The organism is Pantoea anthophila (assembly GCF_006494375.1).
Taxonomy (GTDB): Bacteria; Pseudomonadota; Gammaproteobacteria; order Enterobacterales; family Enterobacteriaceae; genus Pantoea; species Pantoea anthophila.
In genome coordinates, this window is record NZ_VHIZ01000056.1 from 468501 (window position 1) to 487396 (window position 18896).

Sequence of the window (18896 nt, forward strand, 5' to 3'; positions counted from 1 at the left end):
TAAAAATTATGTTCCAGGATAACCCGCTGCTCGCGCAGCTGAAAGAGAAGCTCCATTCACAGACACCACGTGCAGAAGGCGTGGTAAAAGGCACCGAAAAAGGCTTCGGCTTTCTGGAAGTCGATGCGCAGAAAAGTTACTTCATTCCGCCTCCGCAGATGAAGAAAGTGATGCATGGCGATCGTATCGTCGCCGTGATCCACACCGATAAAGACCGCGAAAGTGCTGAACCGGAAACCCTGGTTGAGCCGTTCCTGAGCCGTTTTGTCGGCCGGGTACAGAAGAAAGACGATCGCCTGTCGATCGTGCCGGACCATCCCCTGCTGAAAGAGGCTATCCCGTGCCGCCCGGCGCGCGATGTCAGCCATGAGTTTGAGAATGGCGACTGGGCTGTCGCTGAAATGCGTCGTCATCCTCTGAAAGGCGACCGCGGTTTTTACGCCGAAATCACCGACTTTATCGTCAAAGCGGATGACCATCTGGCGCCGTGGTGGGTGACGCTGTCGCGTCACAACCTTGAGCGTGACGCGCCGGATGTCAGCTTTGGCGAGATGATGGATGAGAATCTGACGCGCGAAGATCTGACCGCGCTCAATTTTGTCACCATTGACAGCGCCAGCACCCAGGATATGGATGATGCGCTTTATGTGGAAGCGCAGGCGGATGGCTCGCTCTCCCTGACCATCGCTATCGCCGACCCGACCGCTTATGTCGCGGAAGGCAGTCAGCTGGATAAGCTGGCAGCGAAGCGCGCCTTCACCAACTACCTGCCGGGCTTTAACATCCCGATGCTGCCGCGCGAACTCTCTGATGATGTCTGCTCGCTGCGTCCGAATGTCCGCCGTCCGGCGCTGGCCTGCCGCGTCACCGTGGCCGCCGATGGCAGCCTGGCGGATGATGTCACCTTCTTTGCGGCCTGGATCGAGTCCAAAGCCAAGCTGGCTTATGATGACGTTTCTGACTGGCTGGAAAACAGCGGCAGCTGGCAGCCGGAGAGTGACGCGATTGCAGAACAGATTCGTCTGCTCCATCGCCTCTGCCAGGCGCGCAGCGAGTGGCGTCAGACCCACGCGCTGGTGTTCAAAGATCGCCCTGACTACCGCTTCCTGCTGGGAGAAAAAGGTGAAGTGCTGGAGATCGTCGCGGAACCGCGTCGCATCGCTAACCGCATCGTTGAAGAGGCGATGATCCTGGCAAACATCTGTGCGGCGAAGGTGCTGCGTGACCGTCTCGGCTTTGGTATTTACAACGTCCATGCCGGTTTCGATGCCACCAATGCTGAACAGGCCGCCGCAGTGCTGGCGAATCATGGCATTACCGTGGATGCTCAGGCGATTACTACCCTGGAAGGCTTCCGCGTGCTGCGTCGTGAACTCGATGCCCAGCCGACGCCGTTCCTCGACAGCCGCATCCGTCGCTTCCAGACCTTTGCCGAGATCAGCACCGAGCCGGGCCCGCACTTCGGGCTGGGACTGGAGGCGTACGCCACCTGGACCTCACCCATCCGTAAGTTTGGCGACATGATCAACCATCGCCTGCTGAAAGCGATTATCCGTGGTGAGACGATCGCCCGTCCGGACGATGCCGTGACGGTCACGATGAGCGAGCGCCGTCGTCTGAACCGCATGGCCGAGCGTGATGTGGGTGACTGGCTCTACGCCCGTTATCTTGCGCCGTTTGCCGGCACCGATCGTCGCTTCAGCGCCGAGATTATCGACGTGTCACGCGGCGGTATGCGCGTTCGTCTGCTGGAGTATGGCGCGGTGGCCTTTATCCCTGCTCCGTTCATTCACGCGGTGCGTGATGAGATGGTCTGCAGCCAGGAGAATGGCAGCGTTCAGATTAAAGGCGAGGTGGTTTACCGTGTGACTGACGTGATTGATGTCACCATCGCCGAAGTCCGCATGGAAACCCGCAGCGTCGTGGCGCGTCCCGCCGTCTGAGTTCCAGCTGACTTATGCCATCTGGCGGGATAACTCCGGTTATCCCGCCCGTTCCCGCCCCCGTTCAGGTTGCAAACAGGTTATATTTGTACCCCGCTTCACACTTCTCCACTGATTAACTTTCACTTACATTCCATTACATTAAGTTTAACTCGTTGTTTTCGATCGCCTTCCTCTCGATCCCTACAAGGAGTTAGTCATGAAAAACGTCAAAACCAGCGCGATCTGGTTAGTGGTGGCGTTAATCGGCGCAGGCGCTTTTGCCATGCTGGCCCTCAGCCGCGGCGAACACGTCAACGCAGTCTGGCTGGTGATAGCCGCTGTCGCCTGTTACAGCATTGCGTATCGTTTCTACAGCCTGTTTATTGCCCGTAATATCTTCGAGCTGGACGACCGCCGGATGACCCCGGCCGAGCGGCTGAGCGACGGGCTGGATTATGTCCCGACCAATAAATGGGTGCTGTTCGGTCATCACTTTGCGGCGATTGCCGGTGCCGGTCCCCTGGTCGGGCCGATTCTGGCGGCGCAGATGGGCTTTCTGCCCGGTACTATCTGGATCCTTGTGGGGGTAATGCTGGCGGGCGCGGTTCAGGATTTCCTGATCCTGTTTATCTCAACCCGCCGGGATGGTCGTTCGCTGGGTGAGATGGCCCGTCAGGAGCTCGGCGCGTTTGCCGGTGTGGTGACCATGCTCGGCGCGCTGGGCGTGATGATCATTATCCTGTCGGCGCTGGCGCTGGTGGTGGTAAAGGCGCTGGCTAACAGCCCGTGGGGGCTGTTTACGATAGCCGCGACCATTCCTATCGCGCTGTTTATGGGTCTCTACATGCGCTTTATCCGTCCGGGTAAAATCGCGGAGGTATCGCTGATTGGCTTTGTGCTGATGATGGCGGCGATTATCTATGGCGGCGATGTGGCGCAACACCCCTACTGGGGCCCCTTCTTCACCCTGAAAGGCACCACGCTGACCTGGGTGCTGGTCATCTACGGCTTTATCGCCTCAGTGCTGCCGGTCTGGCTGCTGCTGGCACCGCGTGACTACCTCTCGACCTTTCTCAAAATCGGCGTGATTGTCGGTCTGGCGGTGGGCATTGTCTTTGCCATGCCGGAGATGAAAATGCCGGCGGTGACCCGCTTTATCGACGGTACCGGTCCGGTCTTCTCCGGGGCGATGTTCCCCTTCCTGTTTATCACCATCGCCTGTGGCGCGATCTCAGGCTTCCATGCGCTGGTGTCCAGCGGCACCACGCCTAAACTGGTGGAGCGCGAAAGCCATATCCGCTTTATTGGCTACGGCGCGATGCTGATGGAATCTTTTGTGGCCATTATGGCGCTGATCTGCGCCTCGGTGCTGGACCCCGGCGTCTACTTTGCCATGAACTCGCCAGCGGCGCTGATTGGTACCACCGTGGAGAGCGCCTCACAGGTGATTAACGGCTGGGGCTTTGTAGTAACGCCTGAAATGCTGAGCGGCATCGCCCGTGACGTGGGCGAAGGCTCGATTCTGTCGCGCGCCGGCGGAGCGCCAACCTTCGCCGTGGGGATGGCCCATATCATCACCGAAATCTTTAACAGCCGGGCGATGATGGCGTTCTGGTACCACTTCGCCATCCTGTTTGAAGCGCTGTTTATCCTGACTGCGGTCGATGCCGGCACCCGCGCCTGCCGTTTTATGGTGCAGGATCTCGTGGGCACCGTGGTGCCTTCCATGGCGAACAACCGTTCCTGGCTGGGCAATATGGCGGGCACCACCGTCGCCGTTGCGGGCTGGGGGTTCTTTGTTTATCAGGGCGTGGTGGATCCACTGGGCGGCATTAATACGCTCTGGCCTCTGTTCGGTATCGGTAATCAGATGCTGGCGTCGATGGCGTTGATCCTCGGCACCGTCGTGCTGTTCAAAATGAAAAAGCAGCGCTACGCCTGGGTCACCATCCTGCCCACCGTCTGGCTGTTTATCACCTCCATGACTGCAGGCTGGCAGAAAATCTTTCATGAGAAACCCGCTATCGGCTTCCTGGCGCAGGCCAGCAAGTTCCGCAAAGGCGTGGAGGATGGCGTGATCATTGCCCCGGCAAAAAGCGTGGCGGACATGCAGACCATCGTGTTCAGCAATCAGATCAACGCGGCGCTGTGTGCCTTTTTTATGCTGGTGGCCGTGACGATGCTGATCGCCGCGTTCTTTGTTATCCGCAAGGCGCTGCGCAGTGACACGCCAACCACCCACGAGTCATCGGTGGCGCTGCGTAACAAGGAGGTGCGCCATGTCTGATGCGATTCATCAGTTCCAGCGGCCGCAGGGGAAATGGCAGATTATCGGCTGTCATCCCCTTACGGCCTCTGCTCCTGTCGCGTTCAGCTGGCGCGGCTTCTGGCGCGGCCTGCAGCAGTGCTTTCGCTTAATGGTCGGGGTACAGGATTATCAAACATATCTGCAGCATATGCGGCAGCATCATCCTGGCCAGCCGACGATGAACGAGCGCGATTTCCACCGTTACTGTCTGGATGCGCGCTTCCCAAGTCAGGCGGGAAAACTGGGGAAATGTCCCTGCTGATCATGGCTTAATGCCCCGCACCGCCGGGGCTTTTTTGTGCCATTCTTATCTGGATGGAAAAATATATTTGGTTTGCATCTTGTGCTGGCGTCAGATGATGAATACTGTTGCTAAAATAATGAGATAACGCCTGCAGAGCACTTCCCGGAGGAAGTTTCCATGACCGATGAACAAGGGCAAACCTTGTTGTACACCCTGTTTGGTACAACCAGCCCTCATTGGCGTCTGACCGCGGACAGCGATGCGCTACATTTTGCTGAAGATGAGTCGTCACAGACCAATATCGCCCTGCCGCTGACCCCCGGCCAGGCCGCGATGATTCGCGCGATGCCCGTCATCACGTCAAGCATTAACCTGACCATGACCTTACAAGGCATTGATGTGCCGATGCATTTTGTCGGGCGTAAAGTGAATCAGGCATCCTGGGCTGGCACCGCCTCCGCCTGGGGCGACACCTCGGCGGTTGCACGCGATTTAACGCTGGGACTCTCTTTCGCCGAACAGGTGGTTTCTGAAGCCAATTCGGTGATTGTGATCCTCGACCAGCGCGGCAATATTCAGCGTTTTAACCGTCTCAGTGAAGAATATACCGGCCTGAATGAGCATGAGGTGATTGGCCGCAACGTCTTCCAGCTCTTTATGACCAAACAGGAAGCGTCCCAGTCGCGCCGTAACATCGCGGGCTTCTTTCGCGACGGCAACTCCTATGAGGTCGAACGCTGGGTCAAAACCCGCAAAGGCCAGCGACTCTTTCTGTTTCGTAATAAGTTTGTTCACAGCGGCAGTGGCAAAAATGAAATTTTCCTCATCTGTTCCGGGACCGACATCACCGAGGAGCGTCGGGCTCAGGAACGGCTCCGGGTACTGGCTAACACCGATACGGTGACCGGTTTGCCTAATCGCAACGCCATCCATCAACAGATTAGCCTGGCGCTGGAGCGTTCCGGGGGAGATGAGACCGGTGTGGTTTACCTGGATCTCGATAATTTTAAGAAAGTGAATGACGCCTACGGCCATATGTTTGGCGACCAGCTCCTGCAGGCGGTGTCGCTGGCGATCCTGAGCTGTCTGGGCAAAGATCAGACGCTGGGCCGGCTGGGCGGTGACGAGTTTGTGGTGCTGGCCGAGCACACCAGCCAGGCCGCGCTGGAGGCGATGGCCTCACGCATTCTGGAGCGGCTGCGTCAGCCGTTCCGTATCGGCCTGATCGAGGTCTACAGCGGCTGCTCAATCGGCATCGCGTTCGCGCCGCTGCATGGCGAAGATCGTGAAAGCCTGATTCGTAATGCGGATACCGCGATGTATCACGCCAAAGAGAACGGTCGCGGCAAATTCTGCGTTTTTGCCGCCGAGATGAACCAGCGGGTTTTTGAATACCTCTGGCTGGACACCAATCTGCGCAAGGCGCTGGAACTCGACCACTTGCTGGTCTACTACCAGCCCAAAATCGACAGCGATGGCGAAGTCCGAAGTGCGGAAGCCCTGGTTCGCTGGAACTCACCGGAACGGGGCCTGGTCTCGCCGGCCGATTTCATTCCCTATGCCGAAGAGTCGGGACTGATTGTGCCGCTGGGCCGCTGGGTGATGCTCAACGTGCTGAAGCAGATCATTGCCTGGCGCCAGGAGGGCATTTTTCTGCGCGTCGCCGTGAACGTCTCAGCCCGCCAGCTGATCGATCAAAGCATCTACACCGACCTGAAACAGGCGCTGCATGAGGCGGGGCTTACCGACTGCCCCATCGACATTGAGCTGACTGAAAGCTGCCTGATTGAGAATGAGACCGAAGCGCTGAAGCTGATGAAGCAGTTTCAGGATCTGGGCGCGAAGATTCATCTTGATGACTTCGGCACCGGTTACTCCTCGCTGTCGCAGCTGGCCCGTGTGCCGATTAATGCCATCAAGCTCGATCAGAGCTTTATCCGCAATATTAGTACGCAGCCGGTTTCCCAGTCGCTGGTGCGCGCCATCGTCGCCGTTGCCAAAGCGCTCGATTTGCAGGTCATCGCGGAAGGCATTGAAACCCCGGATGAAGAGTCGTTTGTTCTCAAAAGTGGTGTGGATGGGCGTCAGGGTTACTACTACGCAAAACCAATGCCCGCGGAGCAATTTGGGCATTGGCTGGCTAAGCATCCTGCCCGCGTTTAACGCTGAGTCCGGTTATCCCGCTTTACGCAGTGATGCGCTGTGGCGGTTTTGTAACTGAACCAGGCGTTCCATGTAAGCAATGTCTTTAGGTTCGAGCGTAAAGGCGTAATCGACCCAATCCTCGGTGATATCCATCAGCTCGGCGCGTGACAACTGCAGCACGCGCTGACGCGCTTTCAGCATCGCCCGCACGCCATTCAGCTTCGGCCGTAAAGTATCGATAAAGGTGCGGGTGGCACGGTAGCTGTCGCCCGGCTGGAAGACTTTGTCCACCAGACCGCGCGTTTCATACCACTCTGCACTGTGGGACTCCCCTTCACAGATTAACTCCTCGGCCAGCTTCATGCCGGAACGACGGGCCACCAGCGAGTAACCGCCCATGCCAGGGAACAGGTTAAAGGCGATTTCCGGGAACCCCATCCGCGCATTGTTTTGCGCCAGAATGAAGTGATGCGCCAGCGCCGCTTCGAATCCACCGCCCAGGGCACTTCCCTCGATCATCGCCAGCGTTACCGCTCCCGTATCAAATCCGCGCGCCGCCGAGTGGATGCAGTCCACGCAGGCACGGGCATAGGCCCGCAGCGCCTCACGGCGGTTATTGCGGATGCACTCGACGAAAAAGCGCAGATCGCCACCGGCGTTGAACATCTGCGGCACCAGTGACCCGGTGACCCAGAAATCGATGGGCAGACCAGAACGCTGTGCGGCGTAGCTCAGATTCATGATCTCCTCAATCAGTTCATGGTTGAAACTCGGGCGCGGCTGCGCACGCAGCATCATCCACATCGTCCGACGCCCTTCTTCGTAATAGGCGACTAACTGCGTGGTGTTGCCGGCTTCGGTAAATAATCTGCAAGTGGGTTGGTTAATTACTGTCATTGTCTCATCCTCTGTTTATATTTGATGCGTTTAATACGCGACATCAGCGTAATGCAGAGTGAGGCCAGACCAAATGAGAGATTGATTTACAACACAAAATCCAGAGTGATCCCTGACAGGCTCGTCAGAAATAGATTAGGCACGTTACACATTGTCACCATGCGGTCAGGCAGCACCAGGCCGATGCTTAACGCGCACTGAATAGATAAAGCGGACCGGCGTACAGTCATCCGGCAATCGTCTTAAAAGGGGGTGGCTGCAGGTTTCGGCTGTTGAAAAGTCAGAATAAAACAGAACAGAGAACGTGCCACCCTGCGTAAAGCGGGTAAAAAAAGGACGCCGAAGCGCCCTGATGATTATTTCTGCCCGTACCAGGCATTTTCGCCGTGCTTTCGCAGGTAGTGAAGGTCAAGCAGCGGTTGCTGGATGGGCGGCAGGTTTGCCGTCAGCTGCTGGCTGAATAAGCCCATGTAGGCCACCTCCTCCAGCACGACGGCGCTGTGGACAGCCGCGTGGGCATCCTTCCCCCAGGCAAACGGGCCATGCGAGTTGACCAGCACCGCCGGAATCGCGGAGGGAGACAGGCCACGCTGCGCAAAGGTTTCAATAATCACCTCTCCGGTGTTCCACTCATAATTGTGCTGAATCTCTTCGCTGCGCATGGAGCGGGTACAGGGGATCTCTCCGTAGAAATCATCGGCATGGGTGGTTCCCCAGGCGGGAATCGGTCGTCCTGCCTGCGCCCAGATCGTCGCATGCCGTGAATGGGTATGGACGATGCCCCCCACCTCCGGCCAGGCGAGATAGAGCGCCCGGTGCGTCGCGGTGTCAGATGAGGGACGCTTGTCGCCCTCCACCACCTCACCCGTCGTGAGATCGACCACGACCATGTCGTCGCGCTTCATGACCTCGTAGCGCACGCCGGAGGGTTTAATCACCAGCAGGCCCTGTTCGCGGTCGATCGCGCTGACATTGCCCCAGGTGAAGGTCACCAGGTTGTATTTGGGTAGATCCAGATTCGCTTCCAGAACCTGTTGTTTAAGGTGTTCCAGCATGCCTCTTCTCCTGCTGACAATCGTCCCTGAATTTTGCGGAGTTGGCCGCCAAAGGGTTATGGAGCGATTAGCTATAAACGCAGAAGGAATGGCTGTGAATGCAAAAATGTGCCGTGATTTAAGAATTTTCTATCTTCGGAATTTCCGCAGAACGATTAAAATTCTCTCCGGCAATGCATGGACCTGTTGGGACAGCATGGCTACTCATCCGCTACAAACGGTTTGTCCATGGTGATCACATTTCGATGCCGTCACGGACGCGGCAATGATGCGGCACAAGCGGGCTGAGTCAATATCGGAGCTATACTAAGAGTGTTGCCTCTGTGAGCACATCAAAGGAGAAGTGTATGACAACAACAATGAAACGAATCACTGCCGTTGTACTGGCGACCACCTTAGCCGTCGCACTGAGCGGCTGCTCTAACTGGTCCAAACGTGACCGTAACACCGCGATTGGCGCGGGTGCGGGCGCAATTGGGGGTTCAGTTCTGACCAATGGTAGCGCACTCGGAACAGTCGGCGGCGCCGCTGTGGGTGGTATTATCGGTCATCAGGTCCACTAAGGACCTTATTAAAACTATAATCGGCTACGCTAAGCATCTGCGTTACAATCGGGCTACATCTGTAGCCCGATTTTTTATCAGCCGCCCGCCAGTTTCACCTTCATGCCTTTGGCTTCCAGCAGACTTTTCAGCAGATCGCGTTTATCGCCCTGAATCTCGATCACGCCCTCTTTAACGGATCCACCACAGCCGCACTTCTTTTTCAGCTCCGCCGCCAGCAGTGCCAGTGCCGCATCATCCAGGTCAATCCCGCTAATCAGGCAAACCCCTTTGCCTTTACGGCCGCTGGTCTGACGCTGGATGCGCACAATGCCATCCCCTTTGGGGCGTTCCGCTTTCGGCTGCGGCTGAGCAATTCGGCCGCTGTCGGTTGAGTAAACCAGTGGATTATCATTGGCCATTAGCGTATCTCCAGAGAGTGCAGAATTGCCTGCAGTTCGGCAGCCGGATCGGCCGCCTGGGTAATCGGACGACCGATAACCATATAGTCCACGCCTGCCTGCTTCGCCTGCTGAGGCGTCATGATGCGGCGCTGATCGCCTGCCTCACTGCCTGCCGGACGAATCCCCGGCGTGACCAGCGCGAAGTCGTTGCCCATCACCTCTTTAAAGCGAACGGCTTCCTGCGCAGAGCAGACGACGCCATCCAGCCCGCAGGCGTGAGTCAGTTTCGCCAGTTGCTCCGCCTGCTCAGCCGGCGAGAGCGTGATGCCCAGCCCGTTCAGATCATCGGCATCCATGCTGGTCAGTACGGTGACCGCAATCAGCAAGGGGGCATCGTTGCCATAAGGAACCAGCGCTTCACGCGCCGCATTCATCATCCGCGCCCCGCCGCTGGCGTGGACGTTGACCATCCAGACACCGAGATCGGCCGCAGCCGCCACAGCATGCGCGGTAGTGTTAGGAATATCGTGAAATTTCAGGTCGAGGAAGATCTCAAAGCCGCGCTGCTGCAGGGTTCTGACCAGCGACGGGCCAAACAGCGTAAACATCTCTTTGCCCACCTTCAGGCGGCAACTGCGGGGGTCGATCTGGTCGACAAAACGCAATGCGCTGTCGAGATCATGATAATCCAGCGCTACCAGAATCGGCGAGGCGGTCACGTGGTGGGGTGAAGGCATGGCATTTCCTCTGCAGTAGGCACCCGCAGGCGCAATAGACAAACGGCAAGCATTCTACCTGCGGCTCCGGAGCATCACAATCGCCGTGCCCCTCTGCCTGGCAATAAATGCACGGCTGCCTGCTCCCGGCGTCAGTTTACCCCTTTAGTATGTTGTAACTATAATGCGATGATTTACACCGGACTGCGTCGGCCGGATTACTGGCCGTCGAGTCCCCGGATAGGCTTAACGGAAGACCAGGTGCGGCAGGATGGGCAGTGCCAGTAGAGCGCGTGAGCGGTAAAACCACACTTCTGGCAGCGATAGCGCGGCTTGGTGCGAATCTGTTCACCCACCATGTCACGCAGCACCATCAGGCTCTCTTTGGCCCGGCCATCTTCGGCTTCAAGCAGGTTGAGATCCATCAGGCGATGGAACACCCGCATGGTGGGATGACGCTGCAACTGACGACTGATGTAGTTCTGGGCCGCCTCTGAACCCTGCTGCTGCTCAACAATATCGGAGAGATAGAGCTCCGCTGCCGCACCGGTGTTCTCATCGACGCAGCGCTGCAGAAACGCCGCCCAGGCCTCGGGCTGGTTGAGTCGCTGGTAGCAGGTTTCCAGCATCGCCAGTGTTTCACTGACCAGCTCTTTATCCTGATCCAGCACCCGCTGCAGATGCCCCACCGCACGGGCGAAATCCTCTTTTTCCATCAGGATACGGCCCATCATGATGGAGATGCGGGCGCTGTTGCGATCGGCCGCCTCCCCTTTCTTCAGCAGGCTTATGGCACGATCCAGGTCGTCGCTGCTCATCGCCTGCAACGCCAGTTCACAGTAGAAGTGAGCAATTTCGCCTTTCTGTTTCTCTTTGCCGAGCTTAACCAGCCGCTCTGCCACTTCAATCGCCTGCTGCCAGTCGCTGGTGGCCTGATGGATTAACAGCAGCTGCTGCAACGCCCCCACCCGAAAGTCGGTTTCATCGGTGAGCTGTTTAAACATATCTTCGGCGCGGTCGTACAGGCCCGCCGCCATGTAGTCCCGGCCCAGTTGCTGCACGGCAAGCAGGCGCTGCTCGTAGCTCAGAGAGGCACTTTCCATTAAAGCCTGATGGATTCGGATGGCGCGGTCTACCTCGCCACGCGACCGGAACAGATTGCCCAGTGTGAGGTGTGCTTCTACAGTGCCGCTGTCCTCTTTCAGCATATCCAGAAAGAGGTCGACCGCTTTGTCCTGCTGGTTAGAAAGCAGGAAGTTTACGCCAGCAACATATTCACGCGAGAGCCTGTTAGCTTCCTGCTGCTTATCCTGATGCGCGCTGCGGCGGCCCATATACCAGCCATACGCAGCCGCAACCGGCAGTAACAGAAACAGCAATTCATGCATCGGGGATTATTCCCGGCCGGCCGGAGAGGATGGCGTGGTCGCCAGCGCGGTGCTCTGTTCAATCTGCGTCTGCATACGCTTGATTTTACGGTTGGCATTCGCCAGTGCGACGCGGGTGCGTAACCAGAACAGGCCGCAGATGACCCAGCCGAGGACAAACCCTGCGCCAAACAGTGATGCCAGTAAGGTCGAGATGCTGAACTCACCCTGCGCCAGCAGATAGTTAAAAGTAATGACCTGGTCGTTATGCGCGCCTAAGGTGACGGAAACAATGAAAATGACCAGTACCACTAAAAAAATCAGCAAATATTTCACAGTGCGTCCTGTTGTGAGGTTGTCAGGTAGAATTATGCCAAAACTACAGCAAAAATGCTGCTCCCAGCAGCATTGGCCGAGTCGCTTTTGCGCAAGACCGATCAATAATATGGGGTCTTCGCGGGGAATTACAATCAGGGCTCCCGCTGTGCCACCTCTTTTTGCTCTTCAGGTGGCAGCGTGAGCGGGCCGCAGACGCGCTGGGCCAGCCAGGTCGCCAGGGTCACCAGTATCCAGGAGATCACGGTGGCCATCGCCAGATCGCGAGGCCAGTGCATGCCCAGCAGCATCCGGCTCGCCATGACGCCCGTTGCCCAGAGAAAGATCACCACTACTGTTTTATAGTGACGGCGCGGCCAGAGCAGCCCTAAGGCCAGCAGCGCCCAGCTGGCCGCAAACATCGTATGGCCTGACGGAAAGGCAAAACCGGTTTCAAAGGCCCAGTGCCGTTTCAGCCAGCCGGGAATCTGTGTCTCATCGGCGATCAGCGACGTTACCATCTCACCACGCTGTTTGCGCTTCAGTTCATAAAAGGTTTTTTCATCCAGTCCGTGATGCTGTTCCAGCCAGATGACATAGGGACGCGGCTCCTGGATCTGCTCTTTGATGAAAGATTTGGTGTACTGCCCCGCCAGAATAGTGGCGTTCATGATCAGCAGCAGCAGGATCGCCGGCTTCAGGCGAAAGCGCAGGCACCAGAGCATCCAGGCGCTCAGCAGCACGCTGGTGACAATGCCCCACGGGCTGGTGACCGTTTCGGTCATGAAGAACAGCGTTTTCAGCAGGGCGTTGCTTTCGCCGGGTTGCCAGCGCCAGCCGCTAAGCCAGACGGTAACGGGCATGATCAGCAGCAGCAGCATTCCCAGGGTGGTACGGCGCGAAATCTTAAACATCTCTTCCCTTATCCCGGTGTCAGGTCACAAAGCATGCATAACTTTAGCTTAAAAAAGAATAACATACCTGTTGCAGATTGGATAATTGTGCTTTATCAATGCAATTGGTATGAGAGATTACCAGCCCGACTCAGGGTTGTGGCACAATATTGCACGTTTGTCAGGCCACACTGGCCTGTGCACTATCATGATGATAGTGCATCCTCTGAAGGTTCTGGAGAGTCACATGCAGCTTAAACGGGTGGCAGAAGCCAAACTGCCCACGCCATGGGGAGATTTCCTGATGGTTGGTTTTGAAGAACTGGCAACCGGACATGACCATGTTGCCCTGGTCTTTGGCGATATTAACGATAATGAGCCGGTACTGGCGCGCGTTCACTCCGAATGCCTGACCGGCGACGCACTCTTCAGCCTGCGTTGCGACTGTGGTTTTCAGCTGGAAGCCGCCCTTAACGCCATCGCAGAAGAGGGTCGCGGCGTCCTGCTCTATCATCGTCAGGAAGGCCGTAATATCGGTCTGCTGAATAAGATCCGCGCCTATGCGCTGCAGGATAAAGGTTACGATACTGTCGAGGCGAACCATCAGCTTGGCTTTGCCGCTGATGAGCGCGACTTTACCCTGTGTGCCGACATGTTCAAACTGCTGGGCGTGAATGAAGTGCGCCTGCTGACCAACAACCCACGCAAAGTGGAGATCCTCAGCGAAGCCGGGATCAATATCGTGGAGCGTGTGCCGCTGGTTGTCGGCCGTAACCCGAAGAATGCGCACTATCTCGACACTAAAGCCGAGAAGATGGGACATCTGCTGCCGAAGTCGTAAGGACTGAGTGCGCTGACGAAGCCACATCCGGGCGAGCCTGACCGCCATGGCTAACGTAAAGCGCAGGGAAGACGGTCAGAAGAGGAAAGCGTCCCGCGCCAGGGACGGCGCGGGCCGAGCGGCCATGGATGGCTTAAGCGACTTTCCGATCTGACCGTCTTACCTGTGCAGCTCCGGTCTTACAGCAGACTGGAAATTGCTTTTCAGCAAATTAAAGCCGGGTTTCCCCGGCTTTTTTGTCACTCAGTTCAGCATGTTGCGAATCACATAGTGCAGGATACCGTCGTTGCGGTAATAGGTCAGCTCATTACCGGTGTCGATGCGACAGCGGGTATCCAGCTCTTCCTTGCTGCCATCGGCGCGGGTCAGTGTCACTTTAACGCTGCAGCCTGGCGTCAGGGCCTGCAGATTTTCCACGTCGATGCGCTCTTCGCCCGTCAGTCCCAGGCTTTTGCGGGTCACGCCCTGCGGGAATTCCAGTGGCAGGATACCCATACCAATCAGGTTTGAACGATGAATACGTTCAAACGATTCAGCAATGACGACCCTGACCCCCTGCAGACGCGGCCCTTTTGCCGCCCAGTCGCGGCTTGAACCGGAGCCATACTCTTTGCCGGCGATCACGGCCAGCGGGACACCGTCCGCCTGATACTTCATCGCCGCATCATAGATGGCCAGCTGTTCGCCACTCGGATAGTGTCGGGTATAACCGCCCTCCACACCCGGCACCATCTCGTTGCGGATACGGATATTGGCAAAGGTACCGCGCATCATTACCTCATGATTACCGCGCCGCGAACCATAGGAGTTAAAGTCGGTGCGCTCCACGCCGTGAGAGAGCAGATAGCGTCCGGCCGGACTCTCCGCTTTGATGCTGCCCGCTGGGGAGATATGGTCAGTGGTGACGGAATCACCCAGCACGGCAAGGATCCGCGCGCCGCGGATATCCTGCACCGGCTTCGGCTCTTTCTCCATATCATCAAAGAAAGGCGACAGCCGGATATAGGTTGACCCTTCGTCCCAGTCGTAAGTCGCCGCCTCGCTGACTTTGATCTGTTGCCACTCCGGCGTGCCGTCGAAGACTTCAGCGTACTCTTTATGGAACATATCGCTGGTGACCTGCTGCACCGCCGTGGCAATCTCTTCCGGAGTCGGCCAGATATCTTTCAGGTAGACCGGCTGGCCCTGCTGATCCTTGCCCAGCGGTTCCGTCTGCAGGTTGATCTTCATATTACCCGCCAGTGCATACGCCACCACCAGCGGCGGTGACGCCAGCCAGTTGGTTTTGATCAGCGGATGAATACGGCCTTCAAAGTTGCGGTTACCGGAGAGGACAGCCCCGACGGTAAGATCGCCCGCTTTGATAGCGGACTCGATTTCATCTTTCAGCGGCCCGGAGTTACCAATACAGGTGGTGCAGCCATAGCCGACCAGGTTGAAGCCCAGCTTATCCAGCCACGGGGTCAGCTGCGCCACGGCCAGATAGTCTGACACCACTTTAGAACCGGGAGCCAGGGAGGCTTTGACCCATGGCTGACGTTTCAGGCCACGCTCAACCGCTTTTTTCGCCAGTAAACCGGCCGCCATCAGCACGCTGGGGTTAGAGGTGTTGGTACAGGAGGTGATTGCACTGATTACCACGGCACCGTCGGAGAGAGTATGTGTCAGCCCGCTATCACTGTCGGTATAGGTGACATTTTTATGGGGTTTCTGCGCCTGGTTCACTTCCAGCTCGTTGCTGGCATCAAACGCGGCAGGCACATCTCCCAGCGACACCCGATCCTGCGGACGTTTGGGTCCGGCGAGGCTGGACTCCACGTCATTCATATCCAGCGCCAGAGAGCTGGTAAAGCGCGGCTCATCCCCGGCATGACGCCACAGGCCCTGCGCTTTGGCATAGGCCTCCACCAGCGCGACCTGCTCAGCATCACGCCCCGTCAGCGTCATATAGCTCAGGGTGACATCATCCACCGGGAAGAATCCGCAGGTTGCACCATACTCGGGTGCCATATTGGCAATGGTGGCGCGGTCAGCCAGGGGCAGATCGGCCAGGCCATCGCCATAGAACTCAACAAATTTGCCGACCACACCATGCTTACGCAGCATCTGGGTCACGGTCAGAACCAGGTCGGTTGCCGTGATGCCGGCACGCAGTTTGCCGGTCAGCTTAAAGCCAACCACATCCGGGATCAGCATAGAAACCGGCTGACCGAGCATGGCCGCTTCAGCTTCAATCCCCCCTACTCCCCATCCCAGCACGCCCAGCGCGTTGATCATGGTGGTGTGGGAATCCGTACCGACCAGCGTATCGGGCCAGGCATACTCTTCACCGTTCAGGGTTTCATGCCAGATTGCCTTGCCGAGATACTCCAGGTTCACCTGGTGACAGATACCGGTGCCCGGCGGCACGACGCGGAATTTATCGAACGCTTTTTGCCCCCAGCGGAGAAAGACGTAGCGTTCATGGTTACGCTCCATCTCCAGCCGGACGTTCTCTTCAAACGCATCATCGTCGCCAAAATGGTCAACCGTCACGGAGTGGTCAATCACCAGATCGACCGGCGACAAGGGGTTCACCTTCGCGACGTCGCCGCCCAGCCGGTTCACCGCTTCGCGCATGGCGGCCAGGTCAACGACGGCCGGCACGCCGGTAAAATCCTGCATCAGAACACGGGCTGGCCGGTAGGCAATTTCGCGATCGGCATGCGCCTCTTTTTGCCAGTCAACCAGCGCCTGGATATCCTCCGCGGTGACGGAGTCGCCATCCTGCCAGCGCAGCAGGTTTTCCAGCAGAACTTTGAGCGATTTCGGCAGGTTATCGATATTGCCGAGGTGTTGAGCAGCGCGGGGAAGACTGAAGATATGATATTTTTTGCTGTCGACCTGCAGTATTTCCTGACTCTGCTCGCGTAGGGTAGACGACATAGCTCCTCCTTTCATTCATGGTCTTTAAACCTTAGAGAGACAAAGGTTTATGTTAAAGATAGTCCACAAATTCGTTAACGTTTTGATTACAACACAAATTGCTACAATCGCCCATAAACGAAAATGCCCCGTGAAAATCACGAGGCATCATAAAAAGGGGAGGTAATTCAGATTAAAGCGTTATCCACACCGCCGCAGACCAGAACGCAAAGGAGAACGCATACGCGCTAAGCCAGGACATTTTAATCATATTCATTTGGTTCACTCCTTCGCCGGAATCGGGCGTAAAAGTTTTTTGCGGTCACCTTACTCTGGCGACACCCTTGGGTCGTACTGGATGTGGAAAGGGGCATTTATAAAAGCCCGCCGGAATGTCCGGTAATAAAAGAGCGGTGACTAAAGAGAGTCAGACAACGTTATTTAGTTTCAGGCTGCAGAAACGACTCAATAAAAAGTCGCTGGTTATCACTCAAATCCCATGACTCGGGGATAGACACTTTCTCGTCCTTTGCAAGCGGCTCTTTCGCTTTGCAGCTGACCGGCTTGGTCTGACGCGCCGTCAGAGAACGTTTATGGCTGAGTGTGTTTGCCCACATGGCTTTAGCCCCAGATACGCCAAATCATTAACGCGACAACCACCCAGAACAGCGCAGAGGCAGCGAATACGGTTAACCAGGCTTTGCGACGGGTGTTACCAGTACGCTCAACCTTGGTGCTTTTTACCGGGAAACCCGGTTCTACAGTCAGTCGTGTATTCATAGTTTCTGATAATCACTCTCAACAAAATGATTGATAACAACGATTAAGATTTAGGAGGAATCCTAAACGCGTTAAGGCCAAAAATCCAGTTATTTTTATTGAGTAAAACGATTAACGGTATTAATCAATAGTCTTAAATAACGCCAGAAATCATTAACAGCGGAACCACTCTTTAATTAAATGAAGCACTAATCAATTTGAGTTAATTCCATTTCAGATCCATTTAAAACTAAAGAGCAAACCCCAGAGCCTGATGTTTACTGGCTTCCAACATAGGCGGTTAACTGGAGTATGGGAATAATCCTGGCATGTCGCAAAGTGACATAGTTAAAAATGTGTTGTGATTCGCATTTAAGAAAGCCGAACCGGAAAACATGTGATCAATGTTTCATTTACAAAAAAATCATAAAAACTTTCAGTCTCATCTGGCGCTAAAGGCTGGCAACAAAAAAGGCTGCACCAGGCAGCCTTATGTTGTCGCGCAGGGGGTAAACCCTATTTAAACGGCAGCTTGATATCTTTAAACATCGCTTCAATGTCTTCATTAGAGCGAAGCGCAACGGCGGTATCCACCACGTCACGCGTCAGGTGCGGGGCAAAACGCTGGATAAAATCATACATATAGCTGCGCAGGAAGGTGCTGCGACGAAAGCCTATTTTGGTGGTGCTGTTGGTAAAGATATCCGCGGCTTCAATGCGAATCAGATCGGGATCGGACACCGGGTCGACCGCCATACTGGCGATCACGCCGACACCCAGCCCCAGACGAACATAGGTTTTGATGACGTCTGCGTCGGTGGCGGTGAAGACGATGCGAGGTGTTAACCCGGCGCGATTGAATGCGGTATCCAGTTCTGACCGCCCGGTAAAGCCAAAGGTGTAAGTCACCAGCGGATACTCCGCCAGCTCTTCAATGGTCACCTGCCCTTTTCCGGCCAGCGGGTGATCGGCGGTAACCACAATCGCCCGATTCCAGTGGTAGCACGGCAGCATGATGAGATCGTCATAGAGATGCAGCGCTTCGGTGGCAATGGCAAAATCGGCATTGCCTTTGGAAACGGCTTCGGCAATCTGGGTCGGCGATCCCTGATGCATATGCAAAGAGACGCGTGGATAGCGTTCGATAAAGCCTTTGATCACGCCGGGCAGCGCGTAGCGCGCCTGGGTATGGGTGGTCGCCACATAGAGCGAGCCTTTATCGGGCCAGGTGTGCTCACCGGCAACCGATTTAATGGCATCCACTTTGGAGAGCACTTCACGCGCAATACGAATGATCTCTTCCCCGGCTGGCGTGACCTGCGTGAGATGTTTCCCGCTCCGGGCAAAAATCTGCACACCCAGTTCATCTTCCAGCATCCGGACCTGCTTACTGATGCCGGGCTGCGAGGTATAGAGACCTTCCGCCGTCGAAGAGACGTTGAGGTTATGGTTCACGACTTCGACGATATAGCGCAACTGCTGTAATTTCATATCTGTTTTGTCCTGGTAAGTTACAGAGTCGCATCCCCGCTTGACCGACAGTCGCAAGGGTGAAGAAAGGCTATGCATCAGGAAAGGTCG

At 56.3% G+C, this 18896-nt stretch carries 17 protein-coding genes; 6 read left to right on the forward strand and 11 right to left on the reverse strand.

The window, feature by feature from the left end; all coding sequences use genetic code 11:
* Nucleotides 1–8 precede the first annotated feature (8 nt).
* The 4 genes from FJW00_RS19485 to pdeR all read left to right on the forward strand — a co-directional run bounded on the left by FJW00_RS19485 (nucleotide 9) and on the right by pdeR (nucleotide 6640).
* Nucleotides 9–1943 (forward strand): exoribonuclease II, encoded by a 1935-nt coding sequence (locus FJW00_RS19485; protein WP_140925454.1) that lies wholly within the window; start codon nucleotides 9–11, stop codon nucleotides 1941–1943.
* A 199-nt stretch (nucleotides 1944–2142) separates the two neighbouring features.
* The gene (locus FJW00_RS19490) at nucleotides 2143–4212 is read left to right on the forward strand and encodes a carbon starvation CstA family protein (RefSeq protein WP_111207592.1); all 2070 of its coding nucleotides are present in this window, start codon (nucleotides 2143–2145) and stop codon (nucleotides 4210–4212) included.
* Nucleotides 4205–4495 (forward strand): YbdD/YjiX family protein, encoded by a 291-nt coding sequence (locus FJW00_RS19495; protein ID WP_140925455.1) that lies wholly within the window; start codon nucleotides 4205–4207, stop codon nucleotides 4493–4495. Before FJW00_RS19490 ends, FJW00_RS19495 begins: the two co-directional genes overlap by 8 nt.
* Before the next feature lie 159 nt (nucleotides 4496–4654).
* Nucleotides 4655–6640, forward strand: a complete 1986-nt coding sequence (gene pdeR, locus FJW00_RS19500) for a cyclic di-GMP phosphodiesterase (RefSeq protein ID WP_009089987.1) — start codon at nucleotides 4655–4657, stop codon at nucleotides 6638–6640.
* A gap of 12 nt (nucleotides 6641–6652) precedes the next feature.
* Here pdeR and FJW00_RS19505 read toward each other — a convergent pair whose 3' ends face one another.
* Both FJW00_RS19505 and araD read right to left on the reverse strand, forming a co-directional pair.
* The gene (locus FJW00_RS19505) at nucleotides 6653–7519 is read right to left on the reverse strand and encodes a crotonase/enoyl-CoA hydratase family protein (protein ID WP_009089985.1); all 867 of its coding nucleotides are present in this window, start codon (nucleotides 7517–7519) and stop codon (nucleotides 6653–6655) included.
* Between the two features lie 356 nt (nucleotides 7520–7875).
* Entirely contained in the window at nucleotides 7876–8574 is a 699-nt protein-coding gene (gene araD, locus FJW00_RS19510) for an L-ribulose-5-phosphate 4-epimerase (protein WP_140925456.1), read from the reverse strand.
* Nucleotides 8575–8921: 347 nt separating this feature from the next.
* Here araD and osmB point away from each other — a divergent pair, with 347 nt between their 5' ends.
* A complete protein-coding gene (gene osmB / locus FJW00_RS19515; protein WP_003853848.1) occupies nucleotides 8922–9137 on the forward strand; it encodes an osmotically-inducible lipoprotein OsmB in 216 nt (71 codons plus the stop codon).
* 77 nt (nucleotides 9138–9214) lie between these two features.
* Here osmB and yciH read toward each other — a convergent pair whose 3' ends face one another.
* The 5 genes from yciH to pgpB all read right to left on the reverse strand — a co-directional run bounded on the left by yciH (nucleotide 9215) and on the right by pgpB (nucleotide 12832).
* The gene (yciH, locus tag FJW00_RS19520) at nucleotides 9215–9538 is read right to left on the reverse strand and encodes a stress response translation initiation inhibitor YciH (protein WP_140925457.1); all 324 of its coding nucleotides are present in this window, start codon (nucleotides 9536–9538) and stop codon (nucleotides 9215–9217) included.
* The gene (gene pyrF / locus FJW00_RS19525) at nucleotides 9538–10257 is read right to left on the reverse strand and encodes an orotidine-5'-phosphate decarboxylase (RefSeq protein WP_181405394.1); all 720 of its coding nucleotides are present in this window, start codon (nucleotides 10255–10257) and stop codon (nucleotides 9538–9540) included. Before pyrF ends, yciH begins: the two co-directional genes overlap by 1 nt.
* Nucleotides 10258–10454: 197 nt before the next feature.
* Entirely contained in the window at nucleotides 10455–11624 is a 1170-nt protein-coding gene (gene lapB / locus FJW00_RS19530) for a lipopolysaccharide assembly protein LapB (RefSeq protein ID WP_046101908.1), read from the reverse strand.
* 6 nt (nucleotides 11625–11630) lie between these two features.
* Complete coding sequence (locus tag FJW00_RS19535) at nucleotides 11631–11939, reverse strand: LapA family protein (RefSeq protein WP_140925458.1); 309 nt, start codon at nucleotides 11937–11939, stop codon at nucleotides 11631–11633.
* 134 nt (nucleotides 11940–12073) lie between these two features.
* Nucleotides 12074–12832, reverse strand: a complete 759-nt coding sequence (gene pgpB, locus FJW00_RS19540) for a phosphatidylglycerophosphatase B (RefSeq protein ID WP_009089974.1) — start codon at nucleotides 12830–12832, stop codon at nucleotides 12074–12076.
* A 226-nt stretch (nucleotides 12833–13058) separates the two neighbouring features.
* On the opposite strand from pgpB, the gene ribA reads away from it, so the two are divergent.
* Nucleotides 13059–13652 carry a GTP cyclohydrolase II gene (gene ribA / locus FJW00_RS19545; protein ID WP_033783243.1) on the forward strand — a complete coding sequence of 198 codons (594 nt, stop codon included), beginning with the start codon at nucleotides 13059–13061 and terminating at the stop codon, nucleotides 13650–13652.
* 243 nt (nucleotides 13653–13895) lie between these two features.
* Here ribA and acnA read toward each other — a convergent pair whose 3' ends face one another.
* The 4 genes from acnA to cysB form a co-directional block, all read right to left on the reverse strand.
* Nucleotides 13896–16577, reverse strand: a complete 2682-nt coding sequence (acnA, locus tag FJW00_RS19550) for an aconitate hydratase AcnA (protein WP_140925459.1) — start codon at nucleotides 16575–16577, stop codon at nucleotides 13896–13898.
* 416 nt (nucleotides 16578–16993) lie between these two features.
* Nucleotides 16994–17173, reverse strand: a complete 180-nt coding sequence (locus FJW00_RS22860) for a YciX family protein (protein WP_009089970.1) — start codon at nucleotides 17171–17173, stop codon at nucleotides 16994–16996.
* Nucleotides 17174–17177: 4 nt separating this feature from the next.
* The gene (locus tag FJW00_RS19560) at nucleotides 17178–17336 is read right to left on the reverse strand and encodes a YmiA family putative membrane protein (RefSeq protein ID WP_009089968.1); all 159 of its coding nucleotides are present in this window, start codon (nucleotides 17334–17336) and stop codon (nucleotides 17178–17180) included.
* Nucleotides 17337–17831: 495 nt separating this feature from the next.
* The gene (gene cysB / locus FJW00_RS19565) at nucleotides 17832–18806 is read right to left on the reverse strand and encodes an HTH-type transcriptional regulator CysB (protein ID WP_009089966.1); all 975 of its coding nucleotides are present in this window, start codon (nucleotides 18804–18806) and stop codon (nucleotides 17832–17834) included.
* Between the last annotated feature and the right edge of the window lie 90 nt (nucleotides 18807–18896).